Here is an 18,480-nt window from a genome sequence, read left to right as displayed (position 1 = left end):
AGCGACGGTTCACGTGACCAGGTCGGTCTTTCCGTCACAACATACCTTCGCCCCGTCTTCGTCTCCCATACTTTGGTCAAAAATTGTCAAGCTGGGCACTTGAGCTACATTTGGGGTGTCATCGAATCGCTTCGCCGACCTTTTGATCACTGGGAAGAATGACGCCTATGTTCCATCTCGTAACCCGCTCCAACCTATTGGTCTTCGCGCTCGCGTTGCTGCCGACCTCGATATTCGCCGATGTTTATAAGTGTCTGGATCAGAAAGATAAGGTCTTTTATCAAGACCGACCATGTCAGGAGTTGACGTCGGCTCAACTGCCGCCCGGCTTGTCTCAACTAGCAGCCAGCGATAACAAGCCGCACTTTCTTTGGAAGGCGACAATTGCGGAAGGCACGGTCTACCTCATGGGCGCCCTTCCTTATGGCGCGAGCGATATGTATCCCCTCCCGGAAGCGATAACGGACGCCCTCTCGGGGTCGGATGTGCTGATCGTCGGAGCCGATGTCGCTGCGCTGCCTCAGGCCGAACTACTTCCCATCGCCGCAAACCGAGGCGCGTACACGGACAATTCCGATTTAAGAGACCACATCAAAGCCGCCACCTGGGAAAGAGTGCTCAAGCTCTCTAAGGCTTTGGGCATGGCAGAGGAAACGATTCTCACCCAGAAGCCATGGATGGCGTCACTGAGTTTGATGAGCCTAGCCGCTAAACAGGCGGGCTATACGCAAGAGCTCAGCATCGAAAAAGGCTTTGTCAAGGATGCGCAGATGCGAAAGCCGGTACTTCAATTAGACTCGGTAGATGAACAAGCGAAACTGTTGGATGGCTTGTCCGAGATTGAACAGGAGCAAATACTCCTGCAATCGCTAAATGAGATTGAACGTGGGGACGACTATTTCAAATCGATGATCGAAGCCTGGACGAGCGGAGATTCCTCGACCGTTGAGCTGATCGTGCGTCGCCGCTTCGATAGTCTTCCGGCTTCGGACAAGCTCTTCAAGCTCTTGTTCACCGATCGAAGCGCAGCGATGGCGGAGAAAATCGGGGAATTGGCGGCCGATGGTAGGACTTATTTCGTTGTCTTGGAAGCCGGCCACCTGGTCGGTGAACACGGCCTCCTAAACCTGTTGCAATCGAAAGGCTTCAAAATTTCGCAGCTATAGCTCGAATCGATCCGGATCAGTTTTCAGCCTCGGGCTTGACGTAAACATCGGCGAGTTCACGTAATTGTGCCACAAAGGACGAAAATTCGCGCTGCGCGGCGTTTTTGGCGAGGAACTGGCGAGCAGCGTCCGCTTCCTTGGGATCTCCTTGCGAAGCGCCATCCTTGACGGCGATCAGCTTAAAGACGACTTGATCGCCGTTTTCAAGTTCCACCGTTGAGATAACGGGCTGCTCGGCTGACGGTCGAGCAGCCTTGAATACGGCATTCGTCAGCACTGGCGATACATTTTTCTCATCGCGGCGCAGATTCGACTCCTTGGAAACCTGCATACCGTGCTCTTTGGCCAAACCCGTAAGCGGAGCACCCTGCTGCGCTTGGCGCAAAAGTTCTTCCGCTTGCTTGCGGGTCTCCTGTCTTGCGTCCTCGGCACGTAATTTGCCAACGATATCTTCCTTCACTTCTGCGAGGGGCTTATCGGACGCCGGTTGATGGTCTTTTATCCGCAAAACGACTGCTTTCTCGCTCCCCAATTCGACCGGATCGCTGTTCCGTCCGTTCAGAACGTCCTCACTGAACACGGCTGCTCTTACCGTGGACTCGGCGGCGATACCGTCTCCTGCCTCACGCGTAAAGTATCCGGTGCTCTCGATTTTCAGATTGAGGGCTTTCGCGGCCGGCTCCAGACTGTCGGGATGTTCATAGCTGAGCTCCGTCAGCGTTTGTCCCTGTTCGTAAAACTTGTTTTCTGCCGCATTGCGCTGGAACGTTTTCAGCAGTTCGTCTTTTACTTCCTCGAATGGCTTGACCTTAGCCGGAGACAACTCGGTTACTTTGATCAAGTGATAGCCGAAAGATGTTTTGACAGGCTTGGATAACTCACCCTGCTTCAAAGCAAATGCCGCATCGGCAAAATTTTGCTCCATGGCTCCCTTGGTAATGAAACCCAAGTCGCCGCCGTTCTGAGCGGATATCGGGTCATCCGACGTTTCCTTTGCGACCTTAGCGAAATCTTCGCCCTTAGCCAAACGGTCTTGAATCTGATTGATCTTGGCCAAAGCCGCCTGCTCGGCGGCTTCACCGCCTTCCGAATCGACCGCGACTAGGATATGGCTGACCTTGCGCCTTTCTTCGGACGCGAAACCAGACTTCTGCTCTTCATACAGATTGCGCAGGTCGTCTTCGGTGACTTGGGTCTCCTTCGCGATATCGTCAAGACGAACGGCGATGTACTCGATCGATACACGCTCGGGATTTTGGTAAGCCTGAAGATGTTTCCGATAGTAATCTTCGATTTCCGCATCGGAAATAGTGCGAGCCGATTTCTTCAAAGGTATTTTGAGATATTCGACCTCACGCTCCTGATTTCTGAGCCGAAAGAGCGAAGCGATTTGATTCGGGGTTACAAATGCGCTGTCAAGCAATCCGCGCTGGTATTGCTCCATCAACAAAGCTCTTCTGACCTGCGCAACGAATTGGGCAGAACTCAAGCCCTGAGATGACAGCATGATGTTGTATTTTTCCTTATCAAACTTGCCTTCGGTTTGAAAATAAGGGAGCGTCTGGATGAAGTCGCGCACGGCGCTGTCGCTGACGGCAAGGTCCTTAACCTCCGCATTTTGCGCAATGATTTCTTCTCGAATCAGCCGCTCTAAAGCTTCGTGTTTGAGCTGCCTATCGTCGACCTCCGCCAAACCCACCAGATTCGCAAGACTCTGCTGATAGGCCTGGTTTACCTCGCGCTCAAAAATATCCCTGTCACCGACGACAGCCAGTGGCTGCTCCTTGCCGGAATCCAGATAATTCTGAATTCCCCATAGAGCGAACGGCACACCGACAAGAATCAACATTACCCATGCGAAGATACCTTGGGCACGATCACGAATCGCTTGAAGCATATGCAGAACCTGATACGGCTTTAAGAGCAATCATTAAACGAAAAGACAGGCAGCCCCCTGCCCTCAAAAAAAAACCCGCTGCCTCAGGGGCGCGGGTTTTTTGAAATTTGGCGGAGCGGACGGGGCTCGAACCCGCGACCCCCGGCGTGACAGGCCGGTATTCTGACCAACTGAACTACCGCTCCAATTTATGGTGGGTGCTGTAGGGATCGAACCTACGACCCTCGCCTTGTAAGGGCGATGCTCTCCCAGCTGAGCTAAGCACCCTAAAGAGTCGACTAGCTTACAGCATCTTTAAGTGCTTTACCAGCCTTGAATGAGGGAATTTTTGCAGCTTTGATGGTAATCGTGTTTCCCGTCTGCGGATTACGGCCTTGACGCTCGGCACGCTCTTTAACCCCAAAGGAACCAAAACCCACGAGTGAAACGGTTTCGCCGTTTTTTAAAGCTATCGTGATAGCGTCAATCATACCGTCGAGTGCGCGCCCGGCATCGGCCTTCGTCAGGTCCGCCGACTTAGCGATCGCATCAATTAGTTCCGCTTTATTCATTCTTTCCCCCTTTGATCGATGATGTTGAATCTAAGTTCTTCACATGGCCGCAAGACTTCGTCCATTCCTATATGCTGTTGGCTACGCGTGAACTCGCCGGCCGAAATGTAGCAGTAGACAAAAAGCACTGTCAAGCCGCATAGCGTCTGGGATTCAGCGAATTTTAGCGATCCGTCGCATTTCTCTGAACACGCAAAAAGCAACTCCCTCCAATTAGGACTAATGAGCAACGATCATGCCTGCCGTACCCGTCGATTTAGTCACACCCTCGGATTCGGGAGTAACCGGCGGTTTCAACGGTTCCGGCATGTGTTTTAGTGCGGTCTCGAGGACTTGATCGATAGAGCGAACCGCGACGATTTTGAGATCCTGCTTAATGTTCTTTGGAATCTCAGCCAAGTCCTTCTCGTTTTCCTGCGGAATCAAGACGGTCGAAATACCGCCCCGATGCGCCGCCAACAGTTTCTCCTTTAGCCCTCCGATGGGCAAAACCTCCCCGCGAAGCGTGATCTCGCCCGTCATGGCAACGTCCGATCTCACAGGGATTTGAGTCAATGCGGAAACCAAAGCCGTGCACATACCGATACCGGCGCTGGGACCGTCTTTGGGCGTGGCCCCTTCCGGCACGTGTATATGCACATCGTGCTTCTGATAAAACGCCGGATCGATACCCAGCGTTTCTGCTCGGCTCCGGGCTACCGTGACAGCGGTTTGTATCGACTCCTGCATGACCTCGCCGAGTTTTCCGGTATAGGTTTGCTTGCCGGTTCCGGGCATAACGACCGATTCGATGGTAAGAAGCTCGCCTCCCACCTCGGTCCAGGCCAGGCCGGTAACCTGCCCGACCTGGTCCTTCTCCTCGGCTCGTCCGTAGCGATAACGCCTGACGCCCAAAAAGTCATCCACGTTACGATGAGTCACGTTCAGTTTCTTGGTGCTCGGTTTGAGGACCAAGCTCTTGACGACCTTGCGGCAAATCTTGGCTATTTCGCGCTCAAGGCTACGAACACCGGCTTCTCGAGTATAGAAGCGGATAATATCTCGAACCGCCGATTCGGTGATATGAATTTCGCTGTCCTTAAGCCCGTTGTTCTTGACCTGCTTTGGAATCAGATAGCGCATGGCGATGTTGACTTTCTCATCCTCGGTGTAGCCAGCGATGCGGATCACTTCCATGCGGTCCAGAAGCGGCGCCGGGATATTCAAAGTGTTCGCCGTTGCAATGAACATTACTTCGGACAAATCGAAATCGACCTCCAAGTAATGGTCGTTGAAAGTATGGTTCTGCTCCGGGTCCAAAACTTCCAACAATGCGGCAGCAGGATCACCGCGGAAATCCATCGCCATCTTGTCGATCTCGTCGAGCATGAACATCGGATTGCGGGTCTTTACCTTGGAAAGGTTCTGCAGGATTTTACCCGGCATCGAGCCAATGTAAGTTCTGCGATGGCCGCGAATTTCGGCCTCGTCACGAACCCCGCCCAAGGCCATGCGAACGTACTTCCGGTTGGTCGCTCGAGCAATCGACTGACCGAGCGAAGTCTTGCCCACACCGGGCGGTCCAACCAAGCACAATATTGGGCCTTTTAGTTTCTTGACGCGCTGCTGAACGGCCAGATACTCGAGGATACGCTCTTTGACTTTCTCCAAACCGTAGTGCTCGGTTTCTAAAATTTCTTCGGCACGCTGCAAGTCGTGACTGATCTTGGTGCGCTTCTTCCACGGCATGTTGACCATCCAGTCGACGTAATTCCTGACTACCGTAGCCTCGGCAGACATCGGCGACATCAACTTGAGCTTGTTCAACTCCGTCTCGGCTTTGGTACGAGCCGCCTCAGGCATGCCGGCCTTTTCGATTTTGCGCGATAGCTCCTCGAATTCGTTCGGCACATCGTCCATTTCCCCCAACTCCTTCTGGATGGCCTTCATTTGCTCGTTCAAGTAATACTCGCGCTGATTTTTTTCCATCTGCTGCTTGACCCGCCCGCGGATACGCTTCTCCATCTCCAGCATATCCACCTCGCCTTCCATGAGCGTCATCAAACGCTCCAACCTGGCCGTCACATCGCTCATCTCCAGAATCGACTGCTTGTCTTCGATTTTGATGGTCATATGTGCGGCGATGGTATCCGCCAACCGGCTCGGGTCGTCGATGCCGGCAAGCGAATTCAACACTTCGGGCGGTATCCGCTTATTGAGCTTGACGTAATGATCGAAGGTGTTGATGGCGGTGCGCATCAACACATCGATTTCTTGATCGGTGATGTTGATCTCGTCCAGCTGCGGCGAAACTACGGCTACGTAGTGCTTGTCGGCGACACGGTACTTATCGACCTTGCAGCGCTCGCTACCCTCGACGAGCACTTTCACAGTGCCGTCCGGAAGCTTCAGCAATTGCAGGATGTTAGATAAAGTGCCGATCTGGTACAGGTCATCGAAGCTGGGATCATCCAGTTCGGCTTCTTTCTGCGCTACGAGCAAGATTTGTTTGTTGTCCCGCATGGCAGAGTCTAGGGCCAGAATCGACTTCTCTCTGCCGACGAAGAGCGGTATGACCATGTGGGGATAGACTACGACGTCCCGTAAGGGAAGCACCGGTACCATCTTTTCCGGCTTTGCACGATTTTCAAGCGAGGTATTTTCCATTAGCCACCCATGGATATTAGTGAGTACGCGTTGTTACTGAGTATATAGGTAAGCTTCGGGCAAAAAACAAGACTAAGCCCGATAAAATCGGGGACTATTTGATTTGGCCAAAAACTTCAGATGAAGAGATCAGCAAAAATTCTGCGATCCCGTCCGGGTAAGTACGAAAAACTACTTAGATGCGAATGTATCGTCGAGATTCCCGAATCCGAACGATTTTCTATACAAAATGCGTAGATCAATGCGCGGTGATGCTTACGCGCTGAAATAAGCGACCGCTACCATTAGGATCAGTGAATGCAAACAGGTGTTTGTGCCGACAGGCGAGCAAGAACGCAAATTCAACTTGAAGGCTGCCCTAACGAGCTTTAAGACTGAGAAGCTATCAGCCATTAGTCAGACAGTGAAGTTCGGCCATCGATCAAGATCTGAAAATTGGCCGCATAACAAAACCCTGAATCGGCTACCGACGCCCGCTCGCCGCAAGGCATCGATAGCACTCGAAAGATATTTCACTCTACCGAAGCGCAGTGCTTTTCTTCGGTTTGATAAATCAGATACGGGTCCGATTCGCCGCGAATAACCTTTTCATCGATCACAACTTTGGAAACATGTTCGGCGGAAGGCAATTCGTACATCGTATCCAGCAACACGTGTTCGAGAATCGTTCGCAGACCGCGTGCGCCGGTTTTCCGTTCCATTGCCCTTCGCGCGATCACCCGCAAGGCGTCCTCGCGAATCTCCAGATCGCAACCCTCCATCTCGAACAACTTCTTGTATTGTTTGACCAGAGCATTTTTCGGTTCGGTCAGAATTTGAACCAATGCCTGCTCATCCAATTCTTCCAGAGTCGCCACCACCGGCAAACGACCGACAAACTCCGGAATCAGGCCGTATTTGATCAGGTCCTCCGCCTCCACGTCCGCCAAAACTTCGCCGACATTGCGGCGTTCGTCCTTGGTCTTGACCTCCGCGGAAAAACCGATGCCGCCCTTTTCGGAGCGTGAACGAATGATTTTTTCCAGTCCGGCGAACGCTCCGCCGCAGATGAAGAGGATATTCGCCGTATTGACCTGCAAAAATTCTTGCTGAGGGTGTTTGCGTCCGCCTTGTGGCGGTACCGAGGCCACAGTGCCCTCGATCAACTTCAGCAGAGCCTGCTGCACACCTTCACCGGACACGTCGCGGGTGATCGAGGGATTATCCGACTTACGGGAAATCTTATCGATCTCGTCGATATAGACGATACCGGACTCTGCCTTCTCCACGTCGTAATCGCATTTCTGCAAGATCTTTTGGATGATGTTTTCGACATCTTCCCCGACGTAACCCGCCTCGGTCAGCGTCGTCGCGTCGGCGATCGTGAACGGCACGTCCAACAGCCGGGCGAGCGTCTCGGCAAGCAAGGTCTTTCCCGATCCGGTTGGGCCGATCAAGAGGATATTGCTCTTGGCCAGTTCGACATCGTTCTTCTTCAGGTGGTTATGCACCCGGAGCCGCTTATAGTGGTTGTAGACCGCAACCGACAAGATCCTCTTGGCTTTCTCCTGGCCAATGACATACTCGTCGAGTACGGCCTTGATCTCTTTCGGTTTGGGCAACTTATCTACGCTAGCGGCAACATTTTCCTGAAGCTCCTCGCGAATAATATCGTTGCACAACTCGACACATTCGTCACAGACGAACACAGCCGGACCGGCAATGAGCTTTCTGACCTCATGCTGGCTTTTTCCGCAAAACGAGCAGTAAAGAAGTTTCCCGCCCCCGTCTTTGCCGTGCTTATCATCACTCATCGCAAACCTCTTATTCGTCAGATGACTGTTGTAGCAACCTACGCGAACCAACCGCTACCGGCATACGTCCACTAGTCCTTCGAACTCGAATTCCAATGCGTTTAACCGCTAGAACCCGGTTCTCGGCTAGCGAGCACCTTGTCGATTAGACCATATTGCGCTGCGTCTTCTCCACTCATGAAATTATCACGATCGGTATCGACTTGAATTCGTTCCAACGGCTGACCTGTATGTTTCGCCAATATTCGATTCAGTCTGTCGCGGGTCGCGAGAATTTCGCGGGCATGAATGTCAATGTCGCTGGCCTGTCCCTGGAAGCCGCCCAAAGGCTGATGGATCATGACTCGCGAATGGGGCAGACAATATCTCTTGCCGGGCGCGCCGCCCGCCAGAAGCAACGCTCCCATGCTAGCCGCCTGACCGATGCACAGGGTGCTGACGTCGGGTTTGATGAACTGCATGGTATCGTAAATCGCCAGTCCCGAGGTGACTATGCCGCCGGGAGAATTGATATAAAGATGGATGTCCTTGTCCGGATTTTCCGATTCCAGAAAGAGCAGTTGAGCGATGATCAGGTTGGCCATGTAGTCTTCGACCTGCCCAACCAGAAAAACCACCCGCTCCTTGAGCAAGCGAGAATAGATATCGAACGCCCGTTCGCCACGCGCCGACTGCTCGATAACGACGGGCACCAACCCCGTCGCCCGAGTATTGACGGTTTTATCAAAATCGCCGGTAAACATCATGAGATCTCTCGGGTTAAAGTTACGCCGCTTGTGAGGAACTGCCGGTAACCTGCTGCATCAACTCTTGAAACGCGATCTTTTCTTCGGTCACCTTTGCCTTGTCCAATACCAAATCCACCACCTGATCCTCCATGACCACGTTTTCCACTTCGCGAAGCCGCTCCGGCTCGGCGTAGTACCAGCGCACCACGTCTTCCGGGCTCTCATAACTCGCGGCCAATTCGTCGACGGTCGAACGCACCCGCTTTTGATCCACGACAAGATTATTAGTTTCAATGATCTTCCCGAGGATCAGCGCCAAGGCGACTCTTCGTCTCGCCACTGGCTCTAGCTGCTCCTTCAGCTTGGCTTCATCGAGATCCTGCCGCCTTTTCTGGGCCGCTTGCCGGTAGGGCGCCAACAAATGCTCAAGCTCATCTTGGATTAAGGCGTTGGGCAGAGCAATCGCATTCTTGGCGAACAGAGCATCCATCACCGAGGATTTCGTTCTCGTCTGCAGCGCCCGCTTCATCTCGCGCTCCATGTTAGCGCGGATATCGCTGCGGAAAGCTTCCACGCCACCTTCCTCGATGCCGTAGGATTTTGCGAATTCCGCGTCCACCTCGGGCAATAAGCTTTCTTCGACTTTCAGCGGCTCGATGGCAAATTGCGCCGTGTTGCCGGCCAGCTTTTGGTTGGGGTAGTCGGCCGGAAACGGCAATTCGAATTCGAGCGTCGACCCGGCCACTGCGCCGACCAACTTATCTTCGAATCCTGGAATCATTTGGTTCGTGCCCAGGACAACGGGCAGATTCTCAACTTTTCCGTCGGTAAACGACTCATCGCCGATCTTGCCTTCAAAGGCGATCGTAACACGATCCCCCGTTGCCGCCGCGCGCTCGACCTCTTGCCAGCTCTTCCGCTGCTCTCTGAGACGTTCGATCATGGCATCGATATCCGGCTCGGTCACTTCCGAAACGAACCGCTTGACCTCCAATGTCTCCAACGGCATCAGCACGAACTCCGGCATCACTTCGAAGCTCGCTTCATATTCCAGCCCACTGCCCTCGTCGACTCGGCGAGCGGTGATCTGCGGCACTCCCGCTGGTTTGAGCCTCTCCTCCCGGACGGCTTCATAAAAGCTCGATTGGATCAGATCCGAAAGGACCTCCTCCCGGACCTGCTGTCCATAGCGCTTTTTTACCAGACTTTGAGGCACTTTGCCGGGACGGAAACCGTCGATCTTGACCTTGTTCGCCAAAGTTTTGAGGCGTGAGGCTATTTTTTCCTGGATCTCTTCTTCCGGCACCTGTACGGTCATTTTCCGGCTCAATTCAGATGTCGTTTCGACAGAAACTTGCATGTCGCTGTTACCTCAAGAATGGAAAAAAGTATCGGAGGGACTGGCTCGAAAAGCACAATCGCCTAAATTGCTGGCTGATGCGCCGAACTCTGATATCCGTAATCGGATATTTATGCTAGGAAGCTTGGCTTCTTGGTGCTTACTGAACATTTGGTGCGAATGGAGAGACTCGAACTCTCAAGGGTTGCCCCACTGGAACCTAAATCCAGCGCGTCTACCAATTTCGCCACATTCGCACATAAAATCTGCCCGGATTATACTCCGTTTGCCGAGGAATTTCCGGCTCGGTCCCGCTTCCCTTCAAGATTCGATCCAAAAACTCGCCCCGCCGATCGGATGCAAGCTTTCTATTATAAAACGCGCGAATATTTTTTCATCTGTTCGTTCTTTGGACGCATAGCGGATTTTGCCGTTTTTCGCTTTTTCGTCCGGCCTGTAGTAATAAATATGTTCGGCCAAGGCTATGGATTTAAAGATGGATCAGAAACAGGACAGAGAAGGCGTCGTCAAGTATCGCCTCGATTACACGACGGCTCCGCCGGTAGATTCGGAAATCGTCGCCGAACTGAATGCCTCGCGGACCATCCTCTATCGTCTCGGACTCACCGGGCAGGACTCTCGTCGGTATGACGGCCTGGCCTACGGCAACGTCAGCCTTCGCCGCGGTGAAACCGCCTTCCTTATCAGCGGAACGCAGACCGGCGGCAAGCCCAAGCTCACTAGCGAACATTACTGTCTCGTCACCGGATTCGATCTGGAACAAAACCTCATCATCGCCGAAGGACCGATAGCGCCCTCTTCCGAAGCCCTGACCCATGCTGCGGTTTACCAAAGCGGAAGCGGGATCGATTGCGTACTGCATGTCCACTCGCCCGAATTATGGGAAAAGGCCGAAGCCTTGGCCATTCCCGTGACCGACCGGCAAGTCGGTTACGGCACGCCGGAGATGGCCCATGAGGTCGGGTTTCTGGTTCGAACTTCGAAAAGCCCGGTCATCGCCATGGGTGGCCATGAAGACGGCGTCATCGCGTTCGGCCGCACCGTCGAGGAAACCGCCATATGCCTGATTCGCAGCCTGGCGCAGGCATTAGCCTAAGATCACGACAACGTCGTGAGACCGCCCGTCCGATAGCAAAGGAATTCGTGCCGTTTCCCGTTCGACCGGCACCGGCCGTCCGTCCAGATCAGCACTGAGAACACGCCGAGGCTTTTTATTCGGATTCGTTACCCTGATCGTATAGCGCGTCGGATTGCCCGGATGCCGATAGCGGATCACAAACTCCGGCCACTCGGCCGGTATACAGGGTTTGAGCTCGATGAAAGCGCCCTCCTTCACCCGAAATCCCAAAATCGATTCCAAGGCGACACGGTACATCCAGCCCGCGGACCCCGTGTACCACGTCCAACCGCCGCGGCCCACATGCGGCGGTTCGCCGTAAACGTCGGCGGCGACTACGTAGGGCTCGACCCGGTAAACATCGGTTTGTTCCTGCGTCCGCGCGTGGCTCACCGGGCTGAGCATTTCCAATAGCCGCGCGGCCCGGTCGTTCCGGCCGAGTTCTGCCACGGCGCGCACCACCCAGCACGCGGCATGGGTGTATTGCCCGCCGTTTTCGCGCACGCCGGCCACATAGCCCTTGATGTAGCCCGGGTCATGCGGTGTGTTGACGAAGGGCGGCGTCAATAAACGAATGAGACCATTATGATCGGAGATCAGGTGCTCCTCGACCGCATCCAAAGCTCGATTCGCCCGCTCCGCCGGCGCCGCGCCTGAAATCACCGCCCACGCCTGGGCCAAGGCGTCGATTCGACACTCATCGCCGTGTTTGGTGCCTAAAGGGGTACCGTCGTCATAATAGGCGCGTCGATACCAGTCGCCGTCCCATCCCGCGTCATTGAGCGCCTGGTAAAGATGCTCTCGATAAGCCCGGTAAGCTTCGATCCGCGCCTGGTCGCCGCGCTTCTCGCAGATTGGCAGGAATTCTTCGAGAACGTGGTAAAGAAAGAATCCCATCCACACGCTCTCGCCGCGTCCTTCGCGGCCCACCCGGTTCATGCCGTCGTTCCAGTCGCCCGTGCCCATCAAGGGCAAACCGTGCGCGCCCCGGGTCAGGGAGCGGTCCAGCACTCGACAGCAATGTTCGTAGATGTCCGCAACCTGACCGGCATCGTCGGGTTTCAGATAAGCCTCGTCCTCCCCCTCCGCCAGTAAACGGGCAGTCACAAACGGCGCGGATTCGTCCAGTACGCTCCAATCGCCGGTGTGACGGATATAAAACGCCGTGACATATGGCAGCCAGACCAGATCATCGGAAAATCGGGTGCGCAATCCCCGCTCCAGGGGTTCAGGATGCCACCAGTGAAGCACGTCTCCCTCGACGAACTGATGAGCGGCGTGAAGCAGAATCTGGGCTCGAGTGAGCTCGGGGCGCAGATAGATCAGCGCCGAGGCATCCTGAAGCTGATCGCGGTAACCGAAGGCGCCTCCGGACTGATAGAACGCGGAGCGCCCCCAGACCCGGCAGCTCAGGTTCTGATATGCCAGCCAGCCGTTGACCATCAGATCGATGGCGGGAGACGGCGTCTCGATTTGAATTCCGGAGACAAAATCGCGCCAAAAACCTTGGGCTTCGGCCAAGGCGTTCTCGATGGCGCTAGCTTGCCGGTAGCGTTCGATGATCGATCGGCATTCGTCCTCGGAGAGGGTTTCGCCCAACAGGAACGCACATTCGAAGGTTTGCCCCGGTTCCAAGTCGATTTGAAGCTGAAGCGCCGCGCACGGATCGAGATTAGCGCCATTCCGTCCATCGAGCGATGCGCGTGCGAGCAAAGCCGCGGGGGCTTCCGGGCTGCCGTTCCGCCCGATGAAGCTCTCCCGATCGGCGGTGAAATACATGGCACCCGGCTGCCCTACCGCCGCCGCGAAGGCGACGCCGTCGGAAAACTCTCCTGCTTGGCGATTGATAGCGAACAGCGCCGACGTCTCCGGATCATGGCGGGTGATCACGAACCGGCTGCTGTCGGACGGCGTTCCGCCCAGAATTAAGCGCTGGTATGAAAACAGCGACAAGCGGCGGCGGCTAGCGCCCCCATTCGTCAGACGCCATCGGAAAATTTTGACCGGATCGTGGCGGGCCGCGAACAGTACGACGTCCTGATCCAAACCATCGTAGGTGCTGGTAAACCGGCTGTACCCGAACCCGTGGCGCGCCTCGTAAGCGGCGGGTGCCGAACAAGGCCCCGGCAAGGGAGACCAGAACGCGCCGGTTTCCTCGTCCCGGAGATATAACGCTTCGCCGAACGAATCGCTGACGGGATCGTTGAACCAAGGCGTCAACCGATGCTCGCGGCTGTTCCGATGCCAGGTATATCCCGCTCCCCGCTCGCTGACCAGAAAGCCGAAGTGTTCATTGGCGACTACGTTGATCCATGGAAGAGGCGGCCCTTGCAACTCGCCGTCGGTCAAATCCAAACGAACCACGTACTCGGTGCCGTCCGCGGCAAAACCGCCATATCCGTTGAAAAATCGAAGCGCTTCGCGCCCGGCCTTGAGTTTCGGCGTCTCCGGCGGCAAAAGGGCGCGCCGCGCTCTCGCGCTTGGAACCGGAAGCTCCGATCGAAGCGACGGCGCGTTTTCATCGACCACCAGGCGCGCAACGGCGCACAGCAATTCGAGATCGGCCGGCGCAATGTCTTTTTCCGCGCGAATAAAGATGTCCTGATCAAGCCCGCCCAACCCACCGAAGTCGGCCCCCTTGTCCGGACTCAAGATCATCAGCGCGAAACGTAAGCCTTTCGCCAGCCAATAGCGCTGCGCCTTGATGAGTTCGGCAACCCGTGAATCCTCGCGACTGTCACTGGCCCGTACCAGAACGATCGGCCGGTAGAACGGCAAGCCGTAGCGGTCGAGCCGCGCAAGAGGACCGCAGGCGCTCCGCAGCACCGACTCCGGAGCCCGAAGCTTCGGATCGCCGTAAAGCAACGCACCTGCGAGGGCTTGAAAAAACTCCGCCCCCGTTCCGGTCATGTCGAGCCGCCGGACGAGTTCCCGCTCGCCTTCGGCCGCGCGGGCGTAGATAGTATTTATCGCTTTTTCCGCCGAGCAACGCTCGATGAGCTTCAGCGCCTGCATCCTGTCTTCGGCCGCGCCGAACAGAAACACCACATCTCCCTGCGTGTTGGGAGCAAGTTCCAAGCAGCGCCGCAGAGCGAAAACCGGGTCGAGCACGTTGCCGATCCCGCCGGACAGCGGCTGTGTTTCACGAAGCGCCTGCGGCTCCGCCGGCGTCCGGTTCCGGCCGAGGAAGCGCATCCGGTCGGTCTCGTACTCCAATTCACCCGGCCCGAACGCCGCGCCGACCAACCACGGATAAACCTCATGAGCGCTGCGCGGCCTGCGACGAGCGAGCAGCGCTTCTCGTTCCGCCACGAACTCGGTTTGCACGAACAACTTGGAGAAAGCCGGGTGCGCCGCATCGGCCGCAGGATGATTCAGGACCACTTCGAGATAGCTCGTGATTTCGATCCGTCTGGGCCGATTCGAACGATTTCGCAGCGTGACTCGGCGCAGCTCCAGATCGTCGTCCGGGCTGACGCACACATCCAAAACGGCCTCGATACCGCTGTTCTCGCACTGAAGCCTAAACCGGCCCGGCTCGTAACGAGCGGTCCGTGCATCGGCTTCCATCCCCGTCGGCTGCAAACCGAGCGACCACCAGTCTCCGCTATCCAAATCCCGGAGGTAAATGAACCATCCCTCGCCGTCTTCGACGCGGTCTCCGCTCCAGCGGGACAGCGCGTGGCCGCCAAGCATCGAAAACCCGGTGCCGGCCGATGTCAGCAATACCGTGTAGCGTCCGTTGGACAGAAGGCGCGACGCCGGGACCGAATCGTTCGGTCGATCGAGACCGGCCTGGTTAGGATCGAAGCTCATGCGGACTCCTTAGGTCAAAAATCGAAATCAATTAGCTTGCTGCGTAATTGCCGCCCCGTAGTTCACCGTCACTTCCGCCGGAAACTCGCCGATCACCGCTTGATCGGCGGTAAACGTATCGACCGGTTTTCCGTTGACGGTAAGCGACCGGATGGGCTGGTCGGCGGGTGCCTTGAGAACGATCTTGCCTGGAGGCAGGGCGAGATCGCCGGAGAGCACGAGCCGCAATTTATCGGGTTCTTCCTGGCGCAAGGTATAGTTCAAGGTTCCATACCACGTGGGCAAACGCTTCACGCCCACATCGCCGCCACCCTCCAGCCACGCTTTCGGAATTCCTGCCGCCAGAACCAATGCTTGATCGCTTTCACGTTCATACGCGTACAGAGCGCGCATCGCCCGCACGAATTCCGCCCCGATCCAAGCATGGGGCATATCGCCTATGAACTTGGGATGCTTGGGATCGCGCCAGACGACCTCCGCCCAGTGATTCCAGTCGGCGGGACGTTGATCCTTGAGCAGAAAATTCAACAGCTCCAGCGCCTGCTCGCGCCGCCCCATACGGACCAGCGCTTCTACGGTACGCACTTCGTACGGCGTGTAAGCGATCCATTCCAGCTTGTCGTCGCGCCGCTTGTTGAAATAGTCGTAGAAATTGTCGAAGGTCTTGTTCAGCGCCTCTATCGGAAGATTGGTCTGCTCGCCGCCGACCGCGACCGCCATGGCCGTGGCGGTGGCGTCGAAATCGCCCAGCTCCGCCGAACCCGGCATGAAGGCGATCTTGTGCTTGGCCATGGTGCGCTTGATGGATTGGTACAGGTCGCTGCGAAAATCGTCCCGCAAAGCGTCAAAATGCGCGGCATTGTTTTCGTCCATGACCAGCACGGCCAAGTCGGCGGCATCCTTGAGCCCGCGCAAAGTCCAAAAGCCGTCCCAGTAGGAGTGTACCGGATGGGCGCTGTAACCTTCGTGACTGATGGATTCGGGCATCATGCCGAAAAACATCGATTTATCGGAGGACTTGTACTCTTCGCTCTTCCGTTGATTGCGCAACTGCTCGATATAGTGCACCGATTTCACGATCGTCGGCCACATCTCGTATACAAAACCGATATCGCGCGTGTAACGGTAGTATTCGGCGACAACGTAAATGAACTCGCCGTGGCTGTCGTTCTCGGGGACGCTATCGGGCCCCCTGTGATCGACGCAGCAGGGAATCTTCCCGTTGGGAAACTGGAACCCGGCATACCATTCGATGAAGTGCCGTACTTCTTCGGTATACCCCATGCCGAGCAAGGCGGCGGACATCAAGGCCGCGTCGCGAATCCAGGAGCGGGCGTAGGAGCGAGAACCGGGATAAAGCGCGGCGCCGTCCCGGTTGATGAAGATATAGGCCAGATTGCTCCTCACCGTATCCCGAAGCTTTTGCGCCTCGGGCGGAACGATCAGATCGGCGCGGACGATCTTGGCCTCCCAGAAGTTGACGGCATCCCGAAACCGGGCCCGACCGAAGGCACTGCCGTTCCCCTCCACTATATTCGCCGCCTCCAGAATGGCCTCCGGATTCTGATACGGAATCGCCAGATAAATCTCCCGCGACGCGCCGGGAGGCAAATCCAGCTCGTATTCCAAGGCGGCGGACGCATAGCCGAAGGGGTCGTGAGCTTCGGTCTGCTGCGGCACCTTGCCTTCCATCAAGAAATCGGTAATCGAACCTTGGTCGAAGGTCGTCGCACCAAAGTGATGAGGCGGGGTCAAGGGGATTACCGAGCGATTCTCGTCGACCCGGATGATTCGCCCGTCCAGCGCGATATCGTGGATTTGCGCCACGCCCCCCACCATATTCAAGGCCTGCCAGGGCGGATTGACTTGAAACGGACGGATCGCGAGCAAGAGCTTCAACTGCTCACGCTCGCTGCCGTTGTTCTCCACCCGATAGCGCGCATAAAGCGCCTGCCCGGGCTTGCTGGCGGCGAAAGCCGTCGTCTTCATTTCGACCGAATCGGACCGCCAGGTCACCGAGGGCACGGGCAAATAACCGCGCTCGAGCTCCTGTACCGGAAACACGTCGTTCCAGGTAACGAGCTTGCCTTTGGTGTATAAGAAGGGTTCGATGGAAAATGCGTTCTTATCCACTTCCAGCGCCCCTTCCTCGTTCAGCAAACCCTCCTTGTCGCTGCCGTTGGCGCCGATGACGGTGAAATAACTTTGCTCGCCGTAAAAATATTTCGGGTAGATACCGCGGGGCGCTTCACGGGCAATGGTTTCGAAAAATGCGTTCGGCGAGGCGGAAAAGTCGAACGGTTTTATGGTCAGCGAGCTGATGCCGTATCCCCGGCCGCGGCTGCTTTTCTGCAACTCCAGCCGCAAATAGCGGGATTCTGCGTCGGGCATATAAATGTAATCGCGGCGCCCGTTGCCCAGACTGACCGTGTACACCGGCTGCCATAGCTTGCCGTCTTGGGAAATCCGAACCTGATAAGCGGTGGCGTAATCGTCGCGGTCCCACTCGATGATCAAGCCGCCATATTCGCGGCGCTTCAGAAAATCGACCTGCAGCCACTGGCTTTCCGCGAGCGCGCCGCTTTGCCATGAGGTTTCGGGCTTCGCGTCCAGCACCGACTCCGGGTCGTGATCCTTGGCGGTGGTCGAGGCCGTGACTTTGGGCGTGAGATTGTAGGCGGTAATCGGCTCGCGCTTCTCGAAGCGGAAATCGTCGAGCCAAATCGATCCCTTGCCGCCGGTGCTCGACGTGATCGAGAACTCGACGAATCCAACCTGCTTGAGTGGCGTATTGGACGGTCCCCACGCGAAGTCGAACATGCGTTTTTTCACGCGGTACTGTTGCCAGTCCACCGGCAACTTGAAATCGAAGCGCCGTCGCCACCAGACGTTATCCCCGGAGGGGTCGATGATCTTAAACTCGACATTGTTGGCCGGCGCTTCCGCCCGCGTATAAAACGTGAATGCGTAATTTTCGGGCAGCGGGATGGAGAACTTCTTGCGCACGGTAACAAAGCCCGTACCGCCCCTGAAATCGAAATCGAGGCGTAGACCCATGCCGGTCCGGCCGGTATCCTGAGCCAATTCCACATGAGTGCCTTCCGCGGCCACGGCGGTCCAGCCGCTCAGCGTTTCGAAATCGTCCAAAATCACTGCTGCGGAATTCGCCGCCCGCGCCAAACCGAACCCCACCAGACATGCCAAGCCCAACAAGAGCTTGATCAGTTTTCGTCTATTCATTTCTATCAATCGGAAAAGCAGGTCTTCTCTATATAGACAAGCTTCGAGACCTTCTTGACGAGAGCGTAAGCCTGATCCGCTCGGCCAGGCAAGCATGGAGGTCCCCGGAATATCGTTGATCAAGCGGCGGGCATCTCCCCACGGATAAGAAAATCGGTTTTAATCC

The 18,480-nt window shown here is 56.0% G+C and carries 10 protein-coding genes and 3 tRNA genes; 2 read left to right on the top strand and 11 right to left on the bottom strand.

From position 1 onward, the window contains the following. Window positions 1–167 precede the first annotated feature (167 nt). Window positions 168–1,166, top strand: coding sequence for a TraB/GumN family protein (locus B2A78_RS18310; protein WP_168175477.1), 999 nt, complete (start codon window positions 168–170; stop codon window positions 1,164–1,166). 16 nt (window positions 1,167–1,182) lie between these two features. Here B2A78_RS18310 and B2A78_RS18305 read toward each other — a convergent pair whose 3' ends face one another. The 9 genes from B2A78_RS18305 to B2A78_RS18265 form a co-directional block, all read right to left on the bottom strand. Continuing rightward, window positions 1,183–3,063, bottom strand: a complete 1,881-nt coding sequence (locus B2A78_RS18305; RefSeq protein WP_077731469.1) for a SurA N-terminal domain-containing protein — start codon at window positions 3,061–3,063, stop codon at window positions 1,183–1,185. A gap of 108 nt (window positions 3,064–3,171) precedes the next feature. Further along, window positions 3,172–3,248: transfer RNA gene (locus tag B2A78_RS18300), tRNA-Asp, on the bottom strand. A gap of 6 nt (window positions 3,249–3,254) precedes the next feature. Beyond that, window positions 3,255–3,330: transfer RNA gene (locus tag B2A78_RS18295), tRNA-Val, on the bottom strand. Window positions 3,331–3,341: 11 nt separating this feature from the next. Further along, window positions 3,342–3,614, bottom strand: a complete 273-nt coding sequence (locus B2A78_RS18290; protein WP_077731468.1) for an HU family DNA-binding protein — start codon at window positions 3,612–3,614, stop codon at window positions 3,342–3,344. Between the two features lie 219 nt (window positions 3,615–3,833). Continuing rightward, window positions 3,834–6,218 (bottom strand): endopeptidase La, encoded by a 2,385-nt coding sequence (lon, locus tag B2A78_RS18285; RefSeq protein ID WP_346425851.1) that lies wholly within the window; start codon window positions 6,216–6,218, stop codon window positions 3,834–3,836. A gap of 554 nt (window positions 6,219–6,772) precedes the next feature. After that, window positions 6,773–8,053 (bottom strand): ATP-dependent Clp protease ATP-binding subunit ClpX, encoded by a 1,281-nt coding sequence (gene clpX / locus B2A78_RS18280; RefSeq protein WP_077731466.1) that lies wholly within the window; start codon window positions 8,051–8,053, stop codon window positions 6,773–6,775. 101 nt (window positions 8,054–8,154) lie between these two features. Further along, entirely contained in the window at window positions 8,155–8,799 is a 645-nt protein-coding gene (gene clpP, locus B2A78_RS18275; protein ID WP_077731465.1) for an ATP-dependent Clp endopeptidase proteolytic subunit ClpP, read from the bottom strand. 19 nt (window positions 8,800–8,818) lie between these two features. Continuing rightward, window positions 8,819–10,141, bottom strand: coding sequence for a trigger factor (gene tig / locus B2A78_RS18270; protein WP_077731464.1), 1,323 nt, complete (start codon window positions 10,139–10,141; stop codon window positions 8,819–8,821). Between the two features lie 151 nt (window positions 10,142–10,292). Then, window positions 10,293–10,377 (bottom strand) — tRNA-Leu (locus B2A78_RS18265). Between the two features lie 239 nt (window positions 10,378–10,616). Here B2A78_RS18265 and B2A78_RS18260 point away from each other — a divergent pair. After that, window positions 10,617–11,237 carry a class II aldolase/adducin family protein gene (locus tag B2A78_RS18260; protein WP_077731463.1) on the top strand — a complete coding sequence of 207 codons (621 nt, stop codon included), beginning with the start codon at window positions 10,617–10,619 and terminating at the stop codon, window positions 11,235–11,237. Here B2A78_RS18260 and B2A78_RS18255 read toward each other — a convergent pair. Further along, entirely contained in the window at window positions 11,229–15,074 is a 3,846-nt protein-coding gene (locus tag B2A78_RS18255; protein WP_077731462.1) for a hypothetical protein, read from the bottom strand. The genes B2A78_RS18260 and B2A78_RS18255 overlap by 9 nt on opposite strands. A 27-nt stretch (window positions 15,075–15,101) precedes the next feature. Further along, on the bottom strand, window positions 15,102–18,314 hold the full coding sequence (locus B2A78_RS18250) for a discoidin domain-containing protein (protein WP_168175476.1): 3,213 nt from the start codon (window positions 18,312–18,314) through the stop codon (window positions 15,102–15,104). Window positions 18,315–18,480 lie beyond the last annotated feature (166 nt).

Origin of the sequence: Methylocaldum sp. 14B, assembly GCF_002005105.1 — a bacterium.
GTDB lineage: Bacteria > Pseudomonadota > Gammaproteobacteria > Methylococcales > Methylococcaceae > Methylocaldum.
The sequence above is the reverse complement of the archived record's forward strand: the minus strand, read 5'-3'. Positions and strand labels throughout refer to the sequence as shown.